Origin of the sequence: Oceanithermus desulfurans (assembly GCF_014201675.1) — a bacterium.
Taxonomy (GTDB): Bacteria; Deinococcota; Deinococci; order Deinococcales; family Marinithermaceae; genus Oceanithermus; species Oceanithermus desulfurans.
On record NZ_JACHEZ010000007.1, the window covers coordinates 20591 to 38187 of the forward strand.

Here is a 17597-nt window from a genome sequence, read left to right on the forward strand (position 1 = left end):
AAAAAGGCTTTGCTAGGCTGTATCGTATGAGGCGGAGGGCTGTGTATTGAAAGGTGTTCTTGAAAAGCTCCGAGACCGTTCTGCCCGCGTAGGCGTCGTCGGGCTTGGCTACGTTGGGCTCCCTTTCGCTCTGGAGGCGGCCCAGGTCGGCTACCACGTTACGGGCATCGAGCGCAATCCGGAGCGGGTGGCCAAGATCAACCAGGGTAAGAATTACATCGACGACATCCGTGAAGAGGATCTCGTCCGCGAGGTGGAGGCGGGGCGGTTGCGCGCCCAGGTGAGCTTCGACGGTGTCGAGAAGCTGGACGTCTTGATCATTGCTGTGCCCACGCCGCTCGACAAGAACCTGGTGCCCGACCTCCAGTACGTACGTCACGTTACCGAGGAGCTGGCCCGGCACCTGCGCCCCGGGCAGCTGGTTAGCCTCGAGTCCACCACCTACCCGGGCACCACCGAAGAGGTCATGCGCCCCATCCTGGAGCGCTCGGGCCTCAAGGCCGACCGAGACTTCTTTCTAGCCCACTCCCCCGAGCGGGTGGACCCCGGCAACAAGCGTTGGCAGACCAAGAACACCGCCAAGGTCGTGGGTGGGGTGGGGCCTAGCTCGCTCGAGGTTGCGCTTACCTTCTACGGCAGCGTTCTGGAGAGTGTCGTCCCCATTTCCTCGGCCAAAGCGGCCGAGATGGTCAAGGTCTTCGAGAACACCTTCCGCGCCGTCAACATCGCCCTCGTCAACGAGCTGGCGCTGCTATGCGACCGTATGGGGCTGAACGTGTGGGAGGTGCTCGACGCCGCTTTCACCAAGCCCTTTGGCATCATGCCCTTTTACCCGGGCCCGGGCGTGGGGGGGCATTGCATCCCCCTCGATCCCCACTACCTGGAGTGGAAGGCGCGCGAGTACAACTTCCGCACCCGCTTCATCGCGCTGGCCGGCGAGGTAAACCGGGCCATGCCCGAGTTCGTGCGCACTAAGGCCTTGCGCATCCTCAACGAGCAGGGGCTTGCCCCCTCGCGCTCGCACATCCTGGTGCTGGGGCTCGCCTACAAGAAGGACATCAGCGACTGGCGCGAGTCGCCGGCCATCGAGGTCATCAAGTTGCTGCAGCACGACGGCGCCGAGGTAAGCTATCACGACCCCTACATTCCCGTTTTCAAGCACGAGGGGCTCGATCTGGAGAGCATCGAACTCGGCGACGAGGCCCTGCGTGCGGCCGACCTGGTCATTATCACCACCGACCATTCGAGCCTCGACTACGCCCGCGTGGTGCGCGAGGCCAAGCACGTGCTCGACACCAAGAACGCCACCAAGGCCGTTCCCAACCGTGAAGGGAAGGTGACGCTGCTGTGAAGCACTTCGCCCTCACCGGCGCCGCCGGCTACATCGCTCCCCGCCACATGAAGGCCATCAAGGACACCGGCAACGTGCTGGTGGCTGCGCTCGACCCCTTCGAATCGGTGGGCATCATCGACAGCTACTTCCCCGAAGCCGAGTTCTTCACCGAGCCCGAGGCCTTCGAGGCCTACCTCGAGGAAGCGCGCGCGGCGGAGGGGCTCGACTACGTCAGCATCGCCGCTCCCAACTACCTCCACTACCCCCAGATCCGCATGAGCCTGCGCCTCGGGGCCGACGCCTTGTGCGAAAAACCGCTGGTTCTCGGAGAGGACGAGCTCGACCGCCTCGCGGCGCTCGAGGCCGAGACCGGCCACCGCGTCTGGACCGTGCTGCAACTGCGGGTGCACCCGGCACTGGTCGCGCTCAGGGAAAAGCTCGCGGCCGAGGGCGGCCACAAGAAGGTCGTGCTTACCTACGTCACCGGCCGGGGCAAGTGGTACCTGAAGAGCTGGAAGAGCGACGTGAAAAAGAGCGGCGGCCTCGCCACCAACATCGGCGTCCACTTCTTCGACATGCTGGCCTGGCTCTTCGGCGACGTGCAGCAGCTGGAGGTGCATGCGCGCGAAGAACAGGTGGTGGCGGGCTACATGGAACTCGAACGCGCGGAGGTGAGCTGGTTCTTGGCCATTGACGACCGCTACGTGCCCACCGAGCTCCGCGCCCAGGGGCAGCGCACCTACCGCTCGATCACGGTGGACGGCGAAGAAATCGAGTTTTCCGGTGGCTTCACCGACCTGCACACCGAGGTCTACCGGCGCACGCTTGCGGGCCAGGGCTTCGGCCTTGAGGACACCCGTACGGCCATTCGTACGACCGAGCGCATCCGTACGCTCAAGCCGGGCGGCCGAGCGCCGCGGCACCCCTTCCTGGAGCGACCATGAGCGTATTCGTGCACGAAAGCGCTTACGTCGACGAGGGCGCCCGCATAGGAGCGGGCACCAAGGTCTGGCACTTCTCGCACGTCATGAGCGATGCTCAGATCGGCGAGCGCTGTGTACTGGGCCAGAACGTCTTCGTGGCGGGGGGCGTTCGCATCGGCAACAACGTCAAGATCCAGAACAACGTCTCGGTTTATGAGGGCGTCGAGCTGGAGGACGACGTTTTCTGCGGCCCCAGCATGGTCTTCACCAACGTCAAGAACCCGCGCTCGGCCTTCTCGCGGCGAGGCCAGTACACCAAGACGTTGGTTCGGCGGGGGGCGACGATCGGCGCTAACGCCACCGTGGTCGCCGGCGTGACCCTGGGCGCATGGTGTTTCGTGGCCGCGGGCGCGGTGGTCACCAAGGACGTCCCGGCCTACGCGATGGTGGCCGGGGTGCCCGCCAAGATCGTCGGCTGGGCCTGCGTGTGCGGCGAGCGACTCGACTTCGAGCAAGGCCGGGCCGTCTGTAGCGCATGCAGCAAGACCTACCGCATGACCGGTGAGAATCAGGTGGAGAGAACTTCGTGAGCAAGATCGAGATCCCCATCTACGACCCTCGGCCCGAGATCGCCGCCCTGCGCGACGAGATCGACGCGGCCATCCGGCGCGTCGTCGACTCGGGGCGCTTCATCCTCGGCCCCGAGGTCGAAGCCTTCGAGGAAGAGGTGGCCGACTACCTGGGCGTCAGGCACGCCGTCGGCCTCAACTCGGGTACCGACGCACTCGTCATTGGCCTGCGCGTGCTGGGCGTGGGGCCGGGCGACGAGGTGATCACCACCCCCTTTACCTTCTTCGCCACCGCCGAGGCCATTAGCCTGGTGGGGGCCAAGCCCGTCTTCGTGGACATCGACCCGCGCACCTTCAACATCGACCCCGAGCTCATTCCTGCGGCCCTTACGGAACGCACTCGGGCCATCGTCCCTGTTCATTTGTACGGCCAGGCCGCCGACATGGACCCCATCCTGGCCATCGCCAAAGAGCACGGGCTCAAGGTGCTGGAAGACACCGCCCAGGCCTTTGGTGGGGAGTACAAAGGGCGAAAGCTCGGTACCTTAGGCGACGCCGGGGCTTTTTCGTTCTTCCCGACGAAGAACCTTGGAGGCTTTGGCGACGGCGGCCTGCTGGCTACGAACGACGACGAGGTGGCCGAAATGGCGCGGATGCTGCGGGCGCACGGGGCGAAGAAGAAGTACCAAAACGAAATCCTGGGCTACAACTCGCGCCTGGATGCCCTGCAGGCCGCCGTCTTGCGGGTCAAGCTACGCCACGTCGACGCTTTCAACCAGGCCCGGCGCGAACTCGCCCACGCCTACACCGCGCGGCTGGACGAGCTTGCAGGGGTGACGCCGCCCCACGAGGCTCCCTATGGAGTGCACGTCTACCACCAGTACACGGTCCGCGTCGCGGACGGTAAGCGTGACGTGGTAGCCGCGGGCCTCGCGGAGCGCGGGGTGGGGACAATGGTCTACTACCCCACGCCCCTCCACCAACTTCCCGTTTGCGACTATGCAGAGTGCACCTTCCCGGAGGCCGAGCAGGCGGCCCGGGAAGTACTTTCCCTTCCTATGTCCCCACACATCAGTGTGGGACAGATCGAGCGCGTTGTGAGGAAGGCGGAGGAATTCTTGGTGCGTCTATGAGCCTTCACATAATGATAGAGTCAATACGAAATGATATTGCATTTCTCAAGAAGAGGGCAACCCCAGTAGTTTGGGTTACCGCTGCTACAGCGTTCAACAACCTACTGGCTTTCGTGGTTAATGTGGTGGCCGCCCGAATGCTTGGAGCGGAAGGGTATGGGGTGTTTGCTCTAGCTTTTGCCGTGGCTACCTTAGTTGGCCTTCTCGGTGACCTTGGATTCAACCTTAGCATGGTTCGTCTGTTCAACAAGTATCAATCGGAGCCGGAAAAACAATCCATGCTCCTTGGGGTTGCATTAGGTGTGAAGGGCATGCTGTTTTTGTTGCTTGCGGTGGCATTATGGCCACTAAGCAAACTGCTAGCTCTACGCTTAGTAGCTGATTACACAAGCAACTGGCTTATGGCCACTGCCCTTCTAACGGGAGGGCTCCTATTTTTATGGACATATTTGCAGTCTTATCTCCAAGCCTATCGAGCCTTCAAGTGGTTAACGACGTGCATTATTATATATTCTGGGCTTCGCTTGGTGGGTTTGCCGATCGCATATATATACTTTCCTCGCGATCCGCTGGCATGGCTTGTGACGACTTACACAGCTCCGGTCTTAGTGCTGGCATTATTTGGAGTAGCCCCCAAGGGATACAAAGCTATATCAAGCCTACTCAAGCAGCCCGACGCCAGGTCGGCAATGCTCAAAGAATTGTTAAAATACAGCAAGTGGGTGGCATTGTCGGGTATTGCGTATACGTCCATGCCCTACGTGGTAAGATTCATTCTGGCCACTCGCGCCTCTGTGGAGGATGTTGGAATCTTCTCCGCAGGTATGGCTTTTACGGCGGCTTTCTCCACACTCAACACCGCAGTCCGGGCAGTACTTTTCCCGCAAGTGACAGCTCTTGAGGGGCGCGAAGCCATAGAAAGGTACATTGGTAGACTTGTGCGGATGGCACCGTATTACGCTGGATTTGCAGTGCTGGGGATAGTAGGTCTTGGGGCTCTGCAATGGGCTGTCCTGGGAGAAGAATATCGGCTGGCGTTGCCAGTGTTTTTGGTAACATCTAGTGCCTTTGCTACTGTAGTTTTCCTGAGCTTGGGGACAATGCTTGTTCATACAATGATGCGGCCAGAAGCCGAGGCATATATTGAACTAATTAGACTGTGTTTGGTTACATTGGGTTCTATATTAGTAGCACCGAGTGGTGCAATCGGAGTTGCCGTGGTCCTAGCCCTGTTTATGGTAGGAGGCACACTAGCCAAACTGCTTATGGTAAGAAGGTGGATTAATGAACTACCACGATGAAAAACTTAGTTTTATCGAGCAGTGGAAGCATTTCACTATCGATATGGGCCCGTTAACGCTAACTTTTTATTGGGAAGGTCGTTATACCGAGGTGGGGCACGCCCTGGAAAAATGGCTCGGTATTAAATCGGCAAGCGAAATTAGCGAGGCTGCTAAGGAGAAGAAAAAACCGCATTTGAAGTTTGTGATCAGCGCATCGCTATACAACGACATGCTCATTACGAGCTCATCTCGGGAAAGTATTAGAACATGGGCTTGGGAAGCAACACCCGTTAACTCAGATTCGTTAGAATATATCTATATATGTCGGCCACGTACTACTTATAAAAAAATAATAGCAAAAACAATGCCTCAATATATAGTAAGATTTGCTAACCCGCTATTTAATTCTTATTGGGAACTACAAACTGGCTATTTATTATATCATGTTATTTTAAAAGTGTTATATGATATATTACAAAACTATAATGTTACGTTCGCACACGCCGCAGGGTTATCAAATCCATTTGGCGATGCTATAATAATCGCTGGCGCAGGTGGAATTGGAAAAACTACCACCGCTGCAGCATTAGTTTTTTCAGGGCATTGGAAACTAATAGCAGATGATTTCGTTTTGGTCACTGAAGAGGGGGAGATATACGATTCGCGGCTTCCGGCGCATATTTACAGTTATCATTCCTCCATTGTAAAAAAAATAGGTATATCAAAAATACATTCTAATCAGTTAGATAAAATACATTGGATAATTTATTCACAAATCAAAAAGGAAGGTGCAGTGCGTAGAGTTTCTCTACCAGGAAAAACCCGTCAAGGAAAGCTAAAAACATGCTTTGTTGTTGATGTTATTAATGGTTTGAAAGAGCCTACCGTGAAGAGCATAAGCCACAAGGTAGCCGCCAATTCCATAGCCCGATACACACGCGCCGAATTGAATTTACCAGAGTCACAAAGCCAATTAGAGAGTTCAGCTGCTATGCTTAGCCAGGCTTTAGCTAAAACCAGCTGTTATAGCATATCAATCAACGAAAAAGCCAGGGGGCATGGACTAGCGAGTATTATAGTGGAGATGGTAGGTGGAGGAATAAAATAAATGTTTATAATTATTAAAAACATAAAAAATATAATAGTACGGGAGGTTAGCAAATACTAGTAGCTTTGTTAATAACACTAATAATTATCGCCGGAGTGCCTTTGCTATCCTTGCGTTTAGGAGCAATTCTATACCTAATAAATAGTATATTATTTCCTTCACTATGGTTTGGGAGTTTTGCTATCCGTATTGAATTATTGTATTTAATATGGTTATTGATTGCATTAATAATATATAAGTCAGCTTCCAAATCCGTATTTAAATGGAATAAAATACTTATAAATTATGTAATTATATTAATAATTGTTATGATATCTACAATAATTACCATAATATATTATCAATATAAAATTTCCTTAATGCAACTCGCCATTCCTTTTTATGGCCTTCTTCGTCCGGTACTCGTCATGTTCATATTTCTTAACATTTCGTTTGATGAACCATTTATATGGCGTATGATTAAGTACTATATTTGGACGAGCATTCCAATAGCTATATTAAGCATCGGTCAAACTTTGGGATCAAGCGTTGCTTTACAGATCACCTTGTTGGGGTACACCTCCCCTTCTCGAGCACCTGTCTTCAAGCTTCTGGAAGAGCATGGCTCGATTCTTCGCAGTACAGGCGTATTTGAATCACCAGTTTTCAATGCTGTTTATTTTTTATCAATATTAACAATTGTAGTATTTGCTCTCGTGAGCAAATCAGCAGCATTTGGAAGCAGGCGACTACTATATATAGTATTAGGATTGGCAGCGTTGGCCGGTATTACAACTCTGTCAACTACTTTTCTCCTGGGGACAATCCTCATACTAGCGATGCTAGTTTTCTTTCTCGGCCATAAATATCCCATGCGCTTCCTTTACCTCGCCATAGGTGGCGCATTTATGACAGGTTTTGTTGTTCTTATAAGCTGGCCGTTCCTTGCGCGACAAGCTACCTTCACGGGATCATTTCGTTACCAGGTTGACAAAATTGTCACTGGCGCTATCTTTTCTACTCGCTACGACCTTGAAAGGGGCATATTTCGAGAAACATACGAGGCTATTCAGCAGAGTCCCGTCTTGGGGTGGGGGCTCACTCAGTCCGCGGACGTCTTTTTAGGCGATTCTATATATATAATTATGCTCTACAGAGGAGGAATAATCGGATTAAGCGCCTTCCTATTGCTCATCTATCGCATACTTAAATATGCATGGAAAAATCGGAACCAAAGGGGAATATATGGAATAATGAGCTGGGTTGTACTTATGTGGACTCTTCTCTTGCTAGCCACAGGCTTTGGTAGCCCTAGTTTTTTCATTCTCCGCCTTCAAGAATGGTATTGGGCCGTAGTCGGTGCAACTATGGGTCTATATTTACAGCAATATCGAAATTCATCGAGATGCGAACATAACAACTCGCAAAATACAACATGAGACCTATACGCGTTTTACATATCCTTCCCAACTTCGGCACGGGTGGCGCCGAGAGGTTGGTTGTAGATCTTATGGAGGCAATGGATAAGGGTCTTTTCGAGGTTGCAGCTATCAGCCTTTTCCCGGAAAGTCGATCCATGCTGGAAGAGGAAATCCGGGAGAGGAAGCTGAACGTATTCTTCCTCAACAAACGCCTGGGGCCTGACCCAAGTATAACGATCCCGCTCTATCGGCTGATCCGAGATTATAAACCGCATGTGGTTCACACCCACCGCTATGTACTGCGTTACTCTCTCCTCCCCACCCTATTTAATCGTGTTCCAGGCAGAGTGCATACGATGCATAACGTAGCACAAAAAGAAGTGGATGCAGTTGGTAAGTGGGTGCACAAGCTAGCCTTTACTTTCTGCCAGGTGGTTCCGGTAAGCATTTCGGAGGAGGTCGCGACCACGGTGAAAGCGCTGTACGGGTCGGATCTCTATACCCCTATTGTCTACAACGGGATCACTACGGCGCGCTTTTCCACAGGGGGCCCAGCGAGCAAACGAGGAGAGAGGCTTGTACTAATCCATGTGGGTCGATTTGCGCCTCAAAAAAACCACGACCTTCTCATACAAGGCTTTGCTCTGGCACTTGCGCGACATCCGTACTTAGAGCTTTGGCTCGTAGGGGATGGGCATCTTCGGCCACATATTCAGAGCTTGGTGCAGGAACTAAGCCTGCAAAAACACGTACGGTTCCTGGGTTTGCGAAAGGATATCCCTGAGCTTATGAAGCAGGCGGATGTATTCCTACTTCCCTCCGACTGGGAAGGGGTGCCACTTGTAGTTCTAGAGGCCATGGCTGCCGGGAAACCGGTTGTGGCCACAAGTGTAGGGGGGGTGCCCGAACTGGTAAAAGATGAAAAAACGGGCATCCTGATATCCCCCGGGGACCCTGAAACCCTGGCGGGAGCTATCCTCCGCCTGGCTAGGGATAGCGATCTGAGGAGGCGGATGGGAGAGGCGGCTCATAAGTGGGCCTTGGAGCGCTTTGACGTCCAGAAAACTGCCCAGGCCTATGGGGAACTCTACTTGAAACTTTTAAGGAGAAGGGGAAGAAAATGAGGCACCATGCGAGGAGGTGGGTCCGGCTTGTAGCCCGTTGGAGTCGAATGCTCGTGGGGCGAAGCTATTATCATATGCCTCAAAACCTGGGAAAAGCCTTCGTTCCGGGCTGGCTCGAGGGCTATTTCAACGACCTAACTGCCAAGACCGAGTGGCCAGGTCCTGTGGATAATAAGGGAATCCCAGTCAATGTTGCAGAGGACGGAAAGAGGGTCTATTTCATCACTACCATCGTCCAAAAAGCGCTTGGCCATTGGGATATGTGGCTTATTACAAAACGCCCTGGAGAAAGGGAGCACTTTTTAAAACTCTGTGACTGGCTCGTAGAAAACCAGGACAGGCAGGGGGGGTGGTCACTTTGGCCCCAGCTGGGGCTTGATTTCCCCTCCCCCTACTCTGCCATGAGTCAGGGCGAAGCCGTATCCGCGTTGGTTCGCGCCTGGAGTATAGCCCAGGAGCGCGTCTACCTAGGAGCTGCGAGCCGCGCCTTGAGCGTGATGCTTCGGACCATTCGGGAAGGGGGAACTCTTCGGACCGTGCAGGAGGGTTCCATTCTGGAAGAGGTCCCAGCCCAAACGCCAAATGGTATCCTTAACGGGTGGATATTTGCTCTTTTTGGGCTTTACGACTACCTCCTCGTACAAGATGATTCACAAGTAAGGAGTGCTATGGAGGAAACCCTTGGAACCCTCATTGCTTATTTGCCTCGGTACAGCACCGGATATTGGTCCTATTATGACCTTACTGGTATCTTGGCAAGCCCGTTCTACCACAAACTCCACATTGCCCAGCTTCAAGCCCTCGAACTTGCCTTCCCAATGCAAGAAAGGATCCTTTTCCAGATTCGTGAAGGCTGGACACGCCAGTTACAAAGCCCGGTATGCAAGGCCCGGGCAATAGGGGCCAAGGCATACCAGAAGTTGAAGAACCCGCCCGAGGTGGTCCTCAGGTGAAGTTGCTTTACATCACCTCCACGCTCCCCTTCGGGTCTGGTGAGGCCTTCTTATACCCAGAGGTTCAAGCGCTTCTGCGCCGGGGGGTAGATGTGCGGGTAGCGCCCATGCACCCTAGGGGTCCTATCGTCCACCCGGAGGCTCGGGAGATCCTAAACCGAGTAGTGGCGGCTGAACACCTCTTTTCATGGCGAGTACTAGCAGGCGCTTTGGGGGCATTCCTACGCTCTCCTCTTAGATCTCTTTTTGCGTTACGCCGTGTTTTCACCCCCCATCCCCGTCACCTTTTGAAGAACCTTGCGGTATACCCTAAGGGGCTATGGCTTGGTGGGCTGGCACGCGACTGGGGGGCGGACCACATTCACACCCATTGGGCTTCTACCACGGCCACCATGGCTATGGTGGCTAGTACGGTCTCCGGTGTTCCCTGGAGCCTGACCGCCCATCGTTGGGACATAGTGGAAAATAACCTCTTACAGCGCAAGGCAGATCATGCATGCTTTTTTCGGTGCATCTCGGAGAAGACCCGTGAATTGGCCTTAGAGCGGGGAGTTTCTGTAGGTAAAACCCTAGTCCTTCACCTAGGCGTACGCTTGCCGGAAGTCGCCTTATCTTCAACGGACAATTCTTCCCAGGGGGAGAAATTTGTTGTGCTCTGTCCGGCCGCTTTTGTTAAAAGAAAGGGACACCGCTACCTGGTAGAGGCCCTGAAATTCTTACCGGACCAAGTGGAGCTGTGGTTAGCAGGCGAAGGTGAGTTGAGGGGTGAAATTGAGAAGCAGGTGAAGCAACTTGGACTTAAGAGCCGGGTGCGCATCATGGGGTTCCTGTCGCACGAAAAGCTTTTGGCGCTTTACCGAGAAAGACGTGTAGACCTCGTAGCCCTGCCCAGCATGAACCTGGGAGATGGCCTAAATGAGGGTATCCCCGTTTCTCTTATGGAGGCCATGAGCTACGGCCTGCCTGTGGTTTCTACGAGCACGGGCGGCATTCCCGAGCTCCTACGGGATGGGGCAGGGGTTTTGGTTTCTGACAAAGACCCCATGGCCCTAGCCGAGGCCATCGCCACCCTTTACCGGGAACGAGCGTACGCTAAGGCAGTGGGGGAGAAGGGAAAAAGGCGTGTGGAGAAAGAGTTTTCTGCGGAGGCTGTGGTGGAAGAATTGATAAAACTCTGGCAGGGGTGCGTATGAAGGTGGTGGGCATCGTTGGTGCCCGTCCCCAGTTCGTCAAGGCTGCGGTTGTTTCGCGCGCACTCGCGCGCAATAAAGGCGTTCGGGAGACGATCCTGCACACCGGTCAGCACTTCGATACGGCGCTTAGCGACGTCTTTTTCCAGGAACTGGGCATCCCCGCGCCCACCTACCATCTAGGCATCGGGGGCGGTACCCACGGCCAGAACACCGGCCGGATGATCGAAGGCATCGAGCGGGCCCTCCTGGACGAACGCCCCGACTGGGTGCTCGTCTACGGTGATACCGACAGCACCCTCGCCGGCGCCTTGGCAGCGGTAAAGCTGCACCTGCCGGTGGCTCACGTGGAGGCTGGCCTACGCTCCTTCAACCGCCGCATGCCCGAGGAGATCAACCGCGTGCTCACCGACCACGCCGCTGATCTGCTCCTCGCCCCCACCCCTATGGCGGTGGAAAACCTGCGCAGAGAGGGGTTGCCCGAGGCACGCGTGCGCTGGGTGGGCGATGTCATGTACGACGCTGCCTTACACTTCGGCCAGCTGGCCGACCGCGCCAGCACGGCGCTCGAGCGGATGAGGTTGGAACCCCGTAGCTACGTTCTGGCCACGGTCCACCGTGCTGAGAACACCGACGAGCCCAAGCGGCTGGAGGCCGTCTTCGAGGGGCTTTCCAGGGTGGCCGTGGAGCTCCCGGTAGTGCTGCCCCTGCACCCGCGTACGCGCAAGGCGCTCGAGAGCCTCGGCTGGCTCGAGCGCGCCCGCGAGCGGCTAAAGCTCATCGGCCCCGTGGGTTACCTGGACATGGTGGCGCTTGAGAAGAACGCCCGCCTCATCGCCACCGACTCGGGCGGCGTCCAGAAAGAGGCTTACTTCTTTGGCGTGCCCTGCGTCACGCTGCGCGACGAAACCGAGTGGGTCGAGCTCGTGGATGCGGGCTGGAACCTCCTGGCCCCACCGCATGACGCCGAAACAGTGGCCCGCTCGATCCGCACCCACCTGGACGCTCGCGGCCACCCCGTTGAGGCCTACGGAGACGGGCGCGCGGCGGAGCGGATCGTGTCAGAATTGACGGAGCGATGAACCTCTGGCTCGTCAACCACTACGCTATCCTACCCCAACAGGCAGGAGGAACGCGCCACTACACCCTGGCTCGCGAGCTGGTGGAGCGTGGGCACCAGGTCACCATCATCGCCTCCAGCTTCGACCACACCACCCGGATGGAGCTGCACATTCCGGACGGTGCCCCCTCGCGGCTAGAGGTCGTGGACGGCGTCCGCTTCCTTTGGTTGCGAACGCCCCCCTACGAGGGCAACAGCACACGCCGCCTATGGAACACGGTGGCCTTCGCGCGCAAAGTGCTGAGCCTGCGCGCGCAGGACCTTGGAGGTCGGCCCGACGTGGTGCTGGGCTCGAGTCCCCACCTCTTCGCCGCCTGGGCCGCCGAGCGCCTCGCCCGGCGCCACCGCGTCCCCTTCGTCTTGGAAGTACGCGACCTCTGGCCCCGGTCGCTCGTCGACCTGGGCAACTTCAGCGAAGGCCACCCCTTCATCCGGTGGCTGGAGAACATCGAGCGGGGGCTTTACCGCCGCGCCCGCCACATCATCACCCTTCTCCCCGGCGCTGGCGAGCATATCGCACAAAAGGGCGGTGACCCCGACCGCATCGTCTGGATCCCCAACGGCATCGACGCCGACAGACTCCCACCGCCCGAGCCGCCCACCCCCAAAGACGCGTTCGAGTTGATGTACGCGGGTACGCACGGCCTAGCCAACGGTTTACAGGTAATCCTGGAAGCAGCGGAGAGGTTGCAGAATCGCCCCTTCCGCTTTCGCCTGGTGGGTGACGGCCCCGATAAGCCCCGGCTGGTCGAAATGGCCGCAAGAATGAACCTTACTAACGCCGTTTTCGAGCCGCCAGTTCCCAAGAGCCAGATCCCGGATCTGCTGCGGGAGGCCGGCGCGTTCTTGATGGTGCTGCGCGACTCGCCTGTTTTTCGCTGGGGGGTAAGCCCCAACAAGCTGTTCGATTACATGGCCGCCGCGCGGCCGGTAATTTTTTCAGTGAACACCCCCCTGAATCCCGTGGAGGCCGCGGGAGCGGGTGTCACCGTTCCGGCAGAAGACGCCGACGCGCTGGCCGAGGCCGCGATCCGCCTCTTATCAATGAGTCCCGAGGAGCGCTGGCGGATGGGGCTGAGGGGGCGAAAATACGTGGAAGATAACCACAATCTCAACCGCCTATCAAGTAGACTCGAATCGGTGCTCAAAGATGCGCTCGACAGCCGCTAGAATCGGTCGCTCTCCCATCCTCAAGCGGTTCCTCGATATTCTGCTGGCGTTCGCGGCACTCGTAGTCTTATCACCGCTGATGTTGCTGTTGGCGATCTGGATAAGGGTAACCATGGGGGCGCCCGTGCTGTTTAAGCAAACGCGGCCAGGCTTGCATGGCAAGCCTTTCACCATGTACAAGTTTCGCACCATGACGGACGCGCGGGACCCCCAAGGCAATCTGCTGCCCGATGAACAAAGACTGACGAAGCTTGGGCAGTTTTTACGCAGCACCAGCCTGGACGAGTTGCCAGAATTGATCAACGTTCTAAAGGGTGAGATGAGCCTTGTCGGTCCACGGCCTTTGTTGATGGCGTACCTAGATCGATACAGCCCCGAACAGTTCCGCCGGCACGAGGTGCGCCCGGGTATTACCGGTTGGGCGCAGGTCAACGGTCGCAATGCAATTTCATGGAAAGCAAAATTTAAATTGGATGTATGGTATGTGGACAACTGGAACCTTTGGCTCGATATAAAGATTCTCTTAATGACGCTGGTCAAGGTTTTCCGTCGAGAGGGCATCGGTCATGGTTCCCAGGCGACCATGCCCGAATTCAGGGGGAAGCGTGACACCTAGCGGGGTTTTCGTCATAGGGGCGGGCGGCCACGGCAAAGTGGTGGTTAGCACCCTGCAAGAACGGGGCGTGGAAGTGCTTGGTGTCTTCGATGACGATGCCGCCAAGTGGGGAGGGCGTCTGCTGGGGGTCCCCGTCCTCGGCGGACTCGACCTCGCCCCGGAATACGCAGACAGGGGCCGGTTCATCCTGGCCATCGGCAACAACGACCACCGGGCGAGGCTGGCGGAGCGCTTTGCCCGCTTCGATTGGGCGACGGCGGTCCATCCGGCCGCCTACGTCCACCCGAGCGCTCGACTGAGGGCCGGAGTGGTGGTCTTTGCGGGAGCGGTCGTCCAGCCCGAAACCGTGGTAGGGGCTCATAGCATCGTCAACACTGGCACGACGGTGGACCACGACTGCGAAGTCGGTAGCTACGTTCACCTGGCGCCTGGCGTTCATCTGGCTGGTGGCGTGGCCGTGGGTAGCCGGGCAATGTTGGGTGTGGGAGCTTCGGTTATCCCGGGCGTGCGGATTGGCGAAGGGGCGATCGTGGGAGCTGGCTCGGTGGTTCTTCGCGACGTGTCCCCTGGCGAGACCGTGGTGGGCATGCCAGCGAAGCCGCTACAGAAGGAATAAGGTGAGCGTATGACCCAACGATCGAATGAAAAGCTTGCGGGCATCCCCATGGCGGCCCCGGACATCTCCGAGGCTGACGTGCAGGCGGTGGCGGAAGTCGTGCGCTCGGGCAGGCTGGCGCTGGGACCCAAAACCGTGGCCTTCGAGCAAGATATGGCAGAATATATCGGTGTTAAGCACGCCGTAGCGGTCAGCTCCGGAACCGCAGCCCTTCACCTCCTTGTCCGCGCGTTGAACATGGGGCCCGGCGACGAGGTCTTAGTTCCGTCGTTTACCTTTGCCGCGAGCGTGAATGCTCTTCTATACGAAGGAGCCAAACCTGTTTTTGTGGATGTCGAACCCGAAACTTACAATTTAAATCCGCAAGACCTTGAAGACAAAATTACATATCGCACCAAAGCCATTATGGTTGTCGACGTTTTTGGACATCCCGTGGAGTGGGACTCTATCCTGCCGATAGCCGATAAATACGGGTTGAAGATCATCGACGATTCGTGTGAGGCTTTGGGAGCAGAGTACAAAGGGCGCAAGATCGGCCAGTTTGGAGATGCGGCCACCTTTGCTTTTTACCCGAATAAACAGATGACGACTGGCGAGGGTGGGATCATCGTCACCGATAACGATGAGATTGCCCGCTTAACTCGTTCCATGCGAAACCAGGGCCGGGGCGAGATGGGAGCTTGGCTCGAGCATGAGCGTCTGGGCTACAACTACCGCATGGATGAAATGTCCGCCGCCCTAGGCGTTTCACAACTCCACAGGCTTGAAACCTTCCTCGTTAAGCGAGAGCGGGTTGCGCAGATGTACACGGAGCGGCTCAGGGGCTTCTCCTGGGTTCGCCCACCTGTCGTCAAACCCCACGTACGCATGAGCTGGTTCGTTTATGTGGTCACCCTGGCCGAGGGATTGAACCGTGACCCCGTCATGCGGAAGATGGAAGCCCTAGGGGTGCCTACCCGCGCTTACTTTGCCCCCATTCATTTACAGCCGTATATTCGTGAGCAGCTGGGGACTGGGCGGGGTATGCTTCCCGTCACCGAATCGATTGCGGCGCGTACCATAGCTTTACCTTTCCACAACAATCTTACTAAGGAGCATGTCGAACTGGTGGTAGGCGCCCTGGCAGAGGCCGCTTCGGTCGCATGAGAAATAACCGCCTTTCCCACTTCATCGGGGCTATGCTGGGTTCGAATATGGGCCGCACGGCTTTCAAGTTCATTTCAGACCTGTTGCTCTGGTCTGCTGCAGCCCCCCTCGCCTTCATGCTTCGCCTAGAGGACCCCTGGCCGCGCTACACCCAGGTAGCCCTTGTTTATGCGCTCGCTGGCTTGCCCATCAAGGCAGTGCTTGAGGCTTCCTTTGCATTGCACTTACAGGTGTGGAGACGCATGGGCATACGCGATCTCTACAGCCTTGCGAAAGCCGTATTTTTCGGGACTGTACTTCTTTCTGCCGTCGCCTTTTTTCTTCATCTCGATCAACCCATTCCGCGCAGCGTCCCCCTCATCGAGGGTGGTCTAGCGCTGCTCCTTCTTGGCGGGGTACGCCTCGCCGGGCGTATGCTTTTCGAGCGTGCGCAGCTTGCGCAGTCTCACCTCCGCCATCGAAGCCCAAAACGGGTATTGATCGTAGGCGCGGGAGAGGCTGGCACAATGCTGGCGCGCGAAATGCTGCGCCACCCCGAATCGGGGCTCGTGCCCGTAGGGTTCTTGGACGACGATCCGGGCAAGCAGCGCCAGCGCTTCGTGGGCCTGCCCGTTATTGGGCGCATTGAGGACCTGCCGCGGGTAGCTCCCAAAGCGCGTGCCGACGAGGTACTCATCGCCATCCCCTCGGCTCCGGGCAAGGTTGTGCGCAGGGTCGTTGAACTGGCACGTGGAGCAGGCTTGCGTCACCGTATTGTCCCAGGCATCTACGAGATTCTCTCGGGCAAGGTGGCCATCTCCCAGATCCGCAACGTGGACGTCGAGGACCTCCTGCGCCGCAACCCGGTGCAGCTCGACACCTCGGAGATCTCCGGCTACCTCGAGGGACGGGTAGTGCTGGTGACGGGCGCGGGGGGCTCGATCGGTTCCGAGATTGTCCGCCAGGTGGCGCGCTTCCGCCCCCGCCGCATTCTCTTGCTGGGCCGGGGCGAAAACAGCCTCTACCAGATCGAACGAGAGCTCGAACGCACCTGGCCCGAGCTCGACTGGCGCACCATCGTTGCCGACGTACGTGATCGCGAGAAGATGCGGCACGTCTTTACCGCCTACGCCCCCGAGGTGGTCTTCCACGCGGCCGCCCACAAGCACGTTCCCATGATGGAGGCCAACCCCGACGAGGCGGTATTCAACAATGTCGGGGGAACCAAGAATGTCGTCGGATTGGCGCTCGAGCACGGTGTCGTGCGCTTTGTCAACATCTCCACCGATAAGGCCGTCAACCCCACCTCGGTCATGGGGGCTTCCAAGCGCGTAGCCGAATACCTGGTACAGTGGGCCGCGCAGCGGGCAAAGCCGGGCCAGGCGTTCGTCTCGGTGCGCTTTGGCAACGTGCTGGGCAGTCGGGGTAGCGTGATTCCGCTGTTCAAGGAGCAGATCGCCAGCGGTGGCCCAGTGACCGTGACTCACCCGGAGATGACGCGCTACTTCATGACCATCCCTGAGGCTGCCCAGCTCGTCCTTCAGGCAGGTGGGCTAGGAAACAACGGGTCGGTCTACGTGCTGGATATGGGCGAGCCAGTGAAGATCGTTGATTTGGCGAAAGACCTCATCCGTCTCTCGGGTTTTCAACCCGATGAAGATATCTCGATTGTGTTTACCGGGATGCGGCCGGGTGAAAAGCTGTTTGAGGAGCTGCTGACAGCTGAGGAAGGCACTGAGGCTACGAAGCATGAAAAGATCTTCGTGGCGCGCACTCATGGGATGCCTGAGGAGGCGCTGAGCCACTTGGTAAAAGCGCTCTTTGATGCCGCGGTTGCACGTGATGTCGAGAGAATTCAGGGCGCTTTTCGTGAGCTGATCCCTACCTACGAGCCCAAGGGCTTTGAAGCCTGAGGGGAGAATTGTCTGATCGGG

16 protein-coding genes are annotated in these 17597 nt (G+C 56.9%); all 16 read left to right on the forward strand.

Annotated elements, in window-relative coordinates:
- Nucleotides 1–46 precede the first annotated feature (46 nt).
- Nucleotides 47–1351 carry a nucleotide sugar dehydrogenase gene (locus HNQ05_RS09165; RefSeq protein WP_147148811.1) on the forward strand — a complete coding sequence of 435 codons (1305 nt, stop codon included), beginning with the start codon at nucleotides 47–49 and terminating at the stop codon, nucleotides 1349–1351.
- Nucleotides 1348–2277: a Gfo/Idh/MocA family oxidoreductase gene (locus HNQ05_RS12355; RefSeq protein ID WP_147148809.1), complete on the forward strand. Its 930-nt coding sequence runs from the start codon at nucleotides 1348–1350 to the stop codon at nucleotides 2275–2277. The genes HNQ05_RS09165 and HNQ05_RS12355 overlap by 4 nt, the downstream gene beginning before the upstream one ends.
- The gene (locus tag HNQ05_RS09175; protein WP_147148807.1) at nucleotides 2274–2846 is read left to right on the forward strand and encodes an acyltransferase; all 573 of its coding nucleotides are present in this window, start codon (nucleotides 2274–2276) and stop codon (nucleotides 2844–2846) included. The genes HNQ05_RS12355 and HNQ05_RS09175 overlap by 4 nt, the downstream gene beginning before the upstream one ends.
- The gene (locus tag HNQ05_RS09180) at nucleotides 2843–3958 is read left to right on the forward strand and encodes a DegT/DnrJ/EryC1/StrS family aminotransferase (RefSeq protein WP_147148804.1); all 1116 of its coding nucleotides are present in this window, start codon (nucleotides 2843–2845) and stop codon (nucleotides 3956–3958) included. Before HNQ05_RS09175 ends, HNQ05_RS09180 begins: the two co-directional genes overlap by 4 nt.
- Nucleotides 3955–5259 (forward strand): lipopolysaccharide biosynthesis protein, encoded by a 1305-nt coding sequence (locus tag HNQ05_RS09185; protein WP_147148802.1) that lies wholly within the window; start codon nucleotides 3955–3957, stop codon nucleotides 5257–5259. The genes HNQ05_RS09180 and HNQ05_RS09185 overlap by 4 nt, the downstream gene beginning before the upstream one ends.
- Nucleotides 5243–6349, forward strand: coding sequence for a hypothetical protein (locus tag HNQ05_RS09190; RefSeq protein ID WP_147148800.1), 1107 nt, complete (start codon nucleotides 5243–5245; stop codon nucleotides 6347–6349). The genes HNQ05_RS09185 and HNQ05_RS09190 overlap by 17 nt, the downstream gene beginning before the upstream one ends.
- 359 nt (nucleotides 6350–6708) lie before the next feature.
- Nucleotides 6709–7767: an O-antigen ligase family protein gene (locus tag HNQ05_RS09195; protein ID WP_147148798.1), complete on the forward strand. Its 1059-nt coding sequence runs from the start codon at nucleotides 6709–6711 to the stop codon at nucleotides 7765–7767.
- Nucleotides 7764–8873, forward strand: a complete 1110-nt coding sequence (locus HNQ05_RS09200; RefSeq protein WP_147148796.1) for a glycosyltransferase — start codon at nucleotides 7764–7766, stop codon at nucleotides 8871–8873. Before HNQ05_RS09195 ends, HNQ05_RS09200 begins: the two co-directional genes overlap by 4 nt.
- A gap of 74 nt (nucleotides 8874–8947) precedes the next feature.
- A complete protein-coding gene (locus HNQ05_RS09205; RefSeq protein ID WP_183677761.1) occupies nucleotides 8948–9826 on the forward strand; it encodes a D-glucuronyl C5-epimerase family protein in 879 nt (292 codons plus the stop codon).
- A 392-nt stretch (nucleotides 9827–10218) separates the two neighbouring features.
- The gene (locus tag HNQ05_RS09210) at nucleotides 10219–11019 is read left to right on the forward strand and encodes a glycosyltransferase family 4 protein (RefSeq protein WP_221266913.1); all 801 of its coding nucleotides are present in this window, start codon (nucleotides 10219–10221) and stop codon (nucleotides 11017–11019) included.
- Entirely contained in the window at nucleotides 11016–12098 is a 1083-nt protein-coding gene (gene wecB / locus HNQ05_RS09215; RefSeq protein ID WP_147148836.1) for a non-hydrolyzing UDP-N-acetylglucosamine 2-epimerase, read from the forward strand. The genes HNQ05_RS09210 and wecB overlap by 4 nt, the downstream gene beginning before the upstream one ends.
- Entirely contained in the window at nucleotides 12095–13306 is a 1212-nt protein-coding gene (locus HNQ05_RS09220; protein ID WP_147148789.1) for a glycosyltransferase family 4 protein, read from the forward strand. Before wecB ends, HNQ05_RS09220 begins: the two co-directional genes overlap by 4 nt.
- Nucleotides 13287–13922 (forward strand): sugar transferase, encoded by a 636-nt coding sequence (locus tag HNQ05_RS09225; protein ID WP_147148787.1) that lies wholly within the window; start codon nucleotides 13287–13289, stop codon nucleotides 13920–13922. The genes HNQ05_RS09220 and HNQ05_RS09225 overlap by 20 nt, the downstream gene beginning before the upstream one ends.
- Nucleotides 13873–14538 (forward strand): acetyltransferase, encoded by a 666-nt coding sequence (locus HNQ05_RS09230; protein WP_147148786.1) that lies wholly within the window; start codon nucleotides 13873–13875, stop codon nucleotides 14536–14538. The genes HNQ05_RS09225 and HNQ05_RS09230 overlap by 50 nt, the downstream gene beginning before the upstream one ends.
- A 9-nt stretch (nucleotides 14539–14547) precedes the next feature.
- On the forward strand, nucleotides 14548–15684 hold the full coding sequence (locus HNQ05_RS09235; RefSeq protein WP_221266914.1) for a DegT/DnrJ/EryC1/StrS family aminotransferase: 1137 nt from the start codon (nucleotides 14548–14550) through the stop codon (nucleotides 15682–15684).
- A 47-nt stretch (nucleotides 15685–15731) separates the two neighbouring features.
- On the forward strand, nucleotides 15732–17576 hold the full coding sequence (locus tag HNQ05_RS09240) for a polysaccharide biosynthesis protein (protein WP_147147576.1): 1845 nt from the start codon (nucleotides 15732–15734) through the stop codon (nucleotides 17574–17576).
- The last annotated feature ends 21 nt before the right edge of the window (nucleotides 17577–17597 follow it).

Coding starts and splice junctions, on each gene's coding strand:
- HNQ05_RS09175 (WP_147148807.1), top strand. CDS start 2,274: ATGAGCGTATTCGTGCACGAAAGCGCTTACGTCGACGAGGGCGCCCGC.
- HNQ05_RS09185 (WP_147148802.1), top strand. CDS start 3,955: ATGAGCCTTCACATAATGATAGAGTCAATACGAAATGATATTGCATTT.
- HNQ05_RS09190 (WP_147148800.1), top strand. CDS start 5,243: ATGAACTACCACGATGAAAAACTTAGTTTTATCGAGCAGTGGAAGCAT.
- HNQ05_RS09195 (WP_147148798.1), top strand. CDS start 6,709: ATGCAACTCGCCATTCCTTTTTATGGCCTTCTTCGTCCGGTACTCGTC.
- HNQ05_RS09200 (WP_147148796.1), top strand. CDS start 7,764: ATGAGACCTATACGCGTTTTACATATCCTTCCCAACTTCGGCACGGGT.
- HNQ05_RS09205 (WP_183677761.1), top strand. CDS start 8,948: ATGCCTCAAAACCTGGGAAAAGCCTTCGTTCCGGGCTGGCTCGAGGGC.
- HNQ05_RS09210 (WP_221266913.1), top strand. CDS start 10,219: ATGGCTATGGTGGCTAGTACGGTCTCCGGTGTTCCCTGGAGCCTGACC.
- wecB (WP_147148836.1), top strand. CDS start 11,016: ATGAAGGTGGTGGGCATCGTTGGTGCCCGTCCCCAGTTCGTCAAGGCT.
- HNQ05_RS09220 (WP_147148789.1), top strand. CDS start 12,095: ATGAACCTCTGGCTCGTCAACCACTACGCTATCCTACCCCAACAGGCA.
- HNQ05_RS09225 (WP_147148787.1), top strand. CDS start 13,287: ATGCGCTCGACAGCCGCTAGAATCGGTCGCTCTCCCATCCTCAAGCGG.
- HNQ05_RS09230 (WP_147148786.1), top strand. CDS start 13,873: ATGGTTCCCAGGCGACCATGCCCGAATTCAGGGGGAAGCGTGACACCT.
- HNQ05_RS09235 (WP_221266914.1), top strand. CDS start 14,548: ATGACCCAACGATCGAATGAAAAGCTTGCGGGCATCCCCATGGCGGCC.
- HNQ05_RS09240 (WP_147147576.1), top strand. CDS start 15,732: ATGGGCCGCACGGCTTTCAAGTTCATTTCAGACCTGTTGCTCTGGTCT.